Below are 840 nucleotides of genomic sequence, written 5' to 3'. Positions count from 1 at the left end.
TACTAGAAGCTATCTCATAAATGGTTTTAGGAGGATAAGCATGCATGCCAGCAAAATAAATGCTTTAAAATTTTCTTCTTTGTATTCATATCTGACCACGCATTTTCTATAGTTAAAAAGCCAGGCGAAGAAGCGTTCTACCTTCCATCTTCTTTTGAAGCGCCGGAGCTTTCTTTCGTCCTGAGTTTTCTTCTTTTTCCTGTTTTTTCTGTGCGGGGCGATCATCTCGATACCCTGCTGCTTTAACTCTTCATCCAGCGGATCAGAATCATAGGCTCTGTCACCAATCAGCCGTGTGGGAAGGTCTTCTATGAACCTTTCTTCCAGCACATTTTCTACCAGCTTTACTTCGTGGGGAGATGCAGATTGGATTGAGACAGACAAAATAGTACCACCAGCGTCTGTGACTGCCATGATCTTGGTGCCTTTACCTCGTTTAGTCTTGCCCACAAAAGCCCCCCTTTTTTAGCCATGCAGAAAGAGCCGTCAATGAAACATTCGCTCAAATCCACCTCGCCTCTTTCCTGTAAGTCTTTTGCCAGCGCTTCTACCACCAGTTGCATTACACCCTGCTTTTGCCACTGCTGAAACCTGCGGTGGCAGGTTTGATAAGGCGGATAAATAGCTGGTAAATGACTCCACTGCGCGCCTGTCTTTAGAATCCACAAAATACCTTCCAACACTTCCCGCTTATCTCTCCAAGGCCTGCCTTTCCCGTCTGCCCGCCTGGCACCATCAGGAATGAGGTCTTTTAATTTTCCCCATTGCTTATCTGTTAACTTCATAACTGATAAACGATCCCTTGATTATTTTTGATCTCTATTTATGAGATAGCTTCTA

1 protein-coding gene is annotated in these 840 nt (G+C 44.4%); it reads right to left on the bottom strand.

Going from position 1 to position 840, the window contains the following annotated elements; translation table 11 throughout:
- Positions 1-9: 9 nt before the first annotated feature.
- Positions 10-785 (bottom strand): IS5 family transposase gene (locus GWO68_RS17680; protein ID WP_202923811.1). Its coding sequence is split into 2 segments (ribosomal slippage): positions 10-449 and positions 449-785, totalling 777 coding nucleotides; the frame shifts between segments, so codons are not numbered across the junction.
- Between the last annotated feature and the right edge of the window lie 55 nt (positions 786-840).

This window comes from Pontibacter fetidus (assembly GCF_010119545.1).
In the GTDB taxonomy this organism is placed as follows: domain Bacteria; phylum Bacteroidota; class Bacteroidia; order Cytophagales; family Hymenobacteraceae; genus Pontibacter; species Pontibacter fetidus.
The sequence above is the reverse complement of the archived record's forward strand: the minus strand, read 5'-3'. Positions and strand labels throughout refer to the sequence as shown.